At 63.4% G+C, this 4154-nt stretch carries 4 protein-coding genes and 1 pseudogene; 2 read left to right on the top strand and 3 right to left on the bottom strand.

The window, feature by feature from the left end; all coding sequences use genetic code 11:
- A partial coding sequence (locus J6524_RS36845) for a helix-turn-helix domain-containing protein (RefSeq protein ID WP_225678389.1) occupies positions 1-215 on the bottom strand: 215 nt, incomplete at its 3' end.
- A gap of 443 nt (positions 216-658) precedes the next feature.
- Positions 659-1174, bottom strand: coding sequence for a hypothetical protein (locus J6524_RS36840; protein WP_225678738.1), 516 nt, complete (start codon positions 1172-1174; stop codon positions 659-661).
- Between the two features lie 339 nt (positions 1175-1513).
- On the opposite strand from J6524_RS36840, the gene J6524_RS36835 reads away from it, so the two are divergent.
- Both J6524_RS36835 and groL read left to right on the top strand, forming a co-directional pair.
- Entirely contained in the window at positions 1514-1810 is a 297-nt protein-coding gene (locus J6524_RS36835) for a co-chaperone GroES (protein ID WP_225678737.1), read from the top strand.
- 175 nt (positions 1811-1985) lie between these two features.
- Positions 1986-3632, top strand: a complete 1647-nt coding sequence (groL, locus tag J6524_RS36830; protein ID WP_225678736.1) for a chaperonin GroEL — start codon at positions 1986-1988, stop codon at positions 3630-3632.
- Positions 3633-3830: 198 nt separating this feature from the next.
- Here the strand turns inward: groL and J6524_RS36825 are convergent.
- A pseudogene (locus tag J6524_RS36825) lies at positions 3831-4154 on the bottom strand (integrase core domain-containing protein); the annotation flags it as partial.

The following is a 4154-nucleotide window of genomic DNA, read 5'->3' as shown; positions in this document are numbered from 1 at the left end:
TCCTCGGCAATCGCGTGTGGATGATGATGCGGGGCGCGCGTGCGATCCGACAGGCCCGCGATGCCCTCTTCCTCATAACGTTCGAGCCACTTGTAGCCGGTCTTCCGGCTCACCGCGAACCGCCGGCAAATCGCTGCAAACGACTCCTGCCGCTCCTCAACCGCCATCACAAAGCGCATCCGCTCTTCCACGGCACAGGTTCCCCCAAGTCCCATCGGCAAGGCCCTCCTTGCCGATCAGTTGACCTGTTACCCATGTCGTCGGTCTATTCTGTCACCCATGTAGCCGGTTAGGACCGGGTTCCCTCCCCCCTTGTTAGGGAGAGGGGTGCCGCTTGCTCCGTCGTTGGATGGATAGCAACAAGCATCCGCGCAAATCTTCCATAGCCGATGAACGCGGCGTTGCACGAGCTCACCGTATCTCTTCGGCCGGAGCCCGTGGCTTACCCCTCTCCCCAACCCTCCCCCGCAAGGGGGGAGGGAGCCTTACACATGTGCTCACCTCACATCGCGCGACTGCACTCCTCATATCGAGTGTGTACATCGTCCGCGAAAGCGGACGATCCAGTATTCCAGAGACGTCAGCGATTCGACGGAGAAGCCGCGGCCTACTGGATGCCCCGCCTTCGCGGGCATGACAGCAAGAGGTGTATTTCGCCTTACGCCCTCGGGGCGCAGCGGACGTAAACCATGTTGCCGTAGCGGACCGCGGCATCTTTTTCGATGAAGCGGGTCACCATCACACGGCCATCGAAGGAGAGGATCTCGCGGTCCTGGTCGCCGCCGGCGGGACCGGGCGGGCCGATGTAGTTCTTGCCGCTCGGGCTGCCCTTGAGGCGCAGTTCCTGGGGAGTGGCCTGGTCTGCCAGATGCATGACGACACCGCCGTTGGCGCCGGCGCCGATCACATAGGGCTGCTTGCACTGCCCGCGCGCCGCCGCTTCAGTGCGGGCGCGGTCATTCGGATTCTGGAACGAGGCGAGGCCCCAGCGGCCGACGATCTCGTCGGAGCGGATGGTCGCGGGCATTTCGGGTGCCACGCCAGGCTCGGCCTCCGGTGGCGGACTGGACGACAGCGACGGCAAGCTCATGCTGCCGCATGCCGCAAGCAAGATCGCCAGCGTCGATGCGATCGCCAGATTGGCAACCGTACGCGCATTACGTGAGCTGATCATCGCATTCCCCCGAGCAATTCTTTGAGGCCGCTCCCGTCAAGCAGCCAATCGTAAAAAGCCTGCCGGAGCAATGACGTCGGTGAATTACGCCGCTGCGCCGATTTGGTTTCCGTGGCACCATCCTATATTGGCCTCAAGAAGGCCTTAACCCCCTTGTTTGCTTGACAGGAACGGCGCCAAGCCATATTTCCCGGCTCCACGTTTAGCACTCAATCACGAAGATTGCTAAGGGTCGCGCTGTCCCGCCCGGGGCGGCGTCGAATACCCGGCTTCACCGCCAATGTCGATGGCGCAGAGACCTGAAACCGAGCCTCCAGAGGAACTGCAAGAGGAGACGTCATGGCCAAATCCAAATTCCGCCCCCTGCACGACCGCGTCGTGGTCAAGCGCATTGATGCCGAAGAGAAGACCAAGGGCGGCATTATCATTCCCGACACGGCCAAGGAAAAGCCGTCGCAAGGCGAAGTTGTCGCCGTCGGCCCGGGTGGCCGTGACGAGGCCGGCAAGCTGATCCCGATCGATCTCAAGGTCGGCGACCGCGTGCTGTTCGGCAAATGGTCCGGCACCGAGGTCAAGATCGAGAACGAGGAACTCCTGATCATGAAGGAGTCCGACATCATGGGCGTGCTGACGTAAGGCACGCTTCGTCATGCCCGGGCAAAAGCGCGAAGCGCGTCTTCGCGCAAGATGACCCGGGCATCCATCCCTTCGGAAGAGTCTCGCGAAGGTGATGGATTGCCGGGTCAAGCCCGGCAATGACGATGCATGGCGCGGCGCACGACCGTATCCAATCCATTCAGGAGTCCAGAACATGGCTGCCAAAGACGTTAAATTTTCCGGCGACGCCCGCGACCGCATGCTGCGCGGCGTCGACGTTCTCGCCAATGCGGTGAAGGTGACGCTCGGCCCGAAGGGCCGCAACGTCGTGATCGAGAAGAGCTTCGGCGCACCGCGCATCACCAAGGATGGCGTCACTGTCGCCAAGGAGATCGAGCTCGACGACAAGTTCGAGAACATGGGCGCGCAGATGCTGCGCGAAGTCGCCTCCAAGACCAACGACACCGCCGGTGACGGCACCACCACCGCAACCGTGCTGGCGCAAGCGATCGTGCGCGAGGGCGGCAAGGCGGTCGCGGCCGGCATGAACCCGATGGACCTAAAGCGCGGCATCGACATCGCCGTGCACGCCGTCGTCAAGGACATCGAGAAGCGCGCCAAGCCGGTCGCCGCCTCTTCCGAGGTCGCCCAGGTTGGCACCATCTCGGCCAACGGTGACACCGCCATCGGCAAGATGATCGCGCAGGCGATGCAGAAGGTCGGCAATGAAGGCGTGATCACGGTCGAGGAGAACAAGTCGCTCGAGACCGAGGTCGATATCGTCGAAGGCATGAAGTTCGATCGCGGCTACCTGTCGCCCTACTTCATCACCAACGCCGAGAAGATGACTGCCGAGCTGGAAGACGTCTTCGTGCTGCTGCACGAGAAGAAGCTCTCCGGCCTGCAGGCGATGCTGCCGGTGCTGGAAGCCGTGGTGCAGTCCGGCCGGCCGCTGCTGATCATCGCCGAGGACGTCGAGGGCGAGGCGCTGGCGACGCTCGTCGTCAACCGCCTGCGTGGCGGCCTGAAGGTCGCTGCGGTCAAAGCGCCGGGCTTCGGCGACCGCCGCAAGGCCATGATGGAAGACATCGCGATCCTGACTGGCGGTCAGCTGATCTCCGAAGAGCTCGGCATGAAGCTCGAAAGCGTCACCATCAACATGCTCGGCCGCGCAGGCAAGGTGGTGATCGACAAGGAGAACACCACGATCGTCAAGGGCGCCGGCAAGAAGAAGGACATCGAAGCCCGCGTCACGCAGATCAAGGCGCAGATCGAGGAAACCACCTCGGACTATGACCGCGAGAAGCTGCAGGAGCGCCTGGCCAAGCTCGCCGGTGGCGTCGCGGTGATCAAGGTCGGCGGCGCGACCGAAGTCGAGGTCAAGGAGAAGAAGGACCGTGTCGAGGATGCCCTCAACGCGACCCGCGCGGCCGTGCAGGAAGGCATCGTGCCGGGCGGCGGCGTGGCGCTGCTCCGCGCCAAGAAGGCCGTCGGCCGTATCAACAACGACAATTCCGACGTCCAGGCCGGTATCAACATCGTGCTGAAGGCGCTGGAGGCTCCGGTTCGCCAGATCTCGGAAAACGCCGGCGTCGAAGGCTCGATCGTGGTCGGCAAGATCCTCGAGAACAAGTCGGAGACCTTCGGCTTCGACGCCCAGACCGAGCAATATGTCGACATGGTCGAGAAGGGCATCATCGATCCGGCCAAGGTGGTGCGCACCGCGCTGCAGGACGCCTCCTCCGTCGCGGGCCTGCTGGTGACCACCGAAGCCATGGTCGCCGAACTGCCGAAGGAACCGGGCCCCGCGATGCCCGGCGGTGGCGGCGGCATGGGCGGAATGGGCGGCATGGGCTTCTGAGCCCCGTCCGTTCCCACGCCAACAGATCGAAGGCCGCCTCCGGGCGGCCCTCTTTTTTGGCGATGACAGGTTGCGAGCAATACAGGCTGAGCACGCAACGTCGGCACGGCATGTCATGTGGGCGCGCTGGCAGTGAGCAACCGGCGACATGGGTAACAGTTCTGACCGACGACATAGGTAACACAATTCCCGTTTCGTTCAGGTCTGTTGCTGGGCCTGTGGGTCTTGTGGGCAACGCCCCTTCGCGTTGTCCACAAGTCCACAGGCCTTGCGTTTTGGTTTGTTCAGGCGATCGCCGCGGTGAGTGATCACGCCGAGCTCGATCCGCCCGTAGCTGACGGTCCAGCATCCCGCGTCGTCTTCGGCCAGGCCGACCGGCTCGCCGACGAGAGCCTCGTTGATGTAGATCGTGCTGCCGTTCCACTTGATCTCGCCGTTGTGACGCACGCGCCGGACGCGGTGGTCGACGCCATAGCCGGGCTCGCGCAGCACGCCGTCGTAGCGACGCGGAGAAGCTGCATA

It is taken from the genome of Bradyrhizobium hereditatis (assembly GCF_020329435.1).
Taxonomy (GTDB): Bacteria; Pseudomonadota; Alphaproteobacteria; order Rhizobiales; family Xanthobacteraceae; genus Bradyrhizobium; species Bradyrhizobium hereditatis.
The sequence above is the reverse complement of the archived record's forward strand: the minus strand, read 5'-3'. Positions and strand labels throughout refer to the sequence as shown.

Excerpts from the sequence above, each read along its gene's own strand:
- J6524_RS36840 (WP_225678738.1), bottom strand. The coding sequence starts at position 1,174 with ATGATCAGCTCACGTAATGCGCGTACGGTTGCCAATCTGGCGATCGCA.
- J6524_RS36835 (WP_225678737.1), top strand. The coding sequence starts at position 1,514 with ATGGCCAAATCCAAATTCCGCCCCCTGCACGACCGCGTCGTGGTCAAG.
- groL (WP_225678736.1), top strand. The coding sequence starts at position 1,986 with ATGGCTGCCAAAGACGTTAAATTTTCCGGCGACGCCCGCGACCGCATG.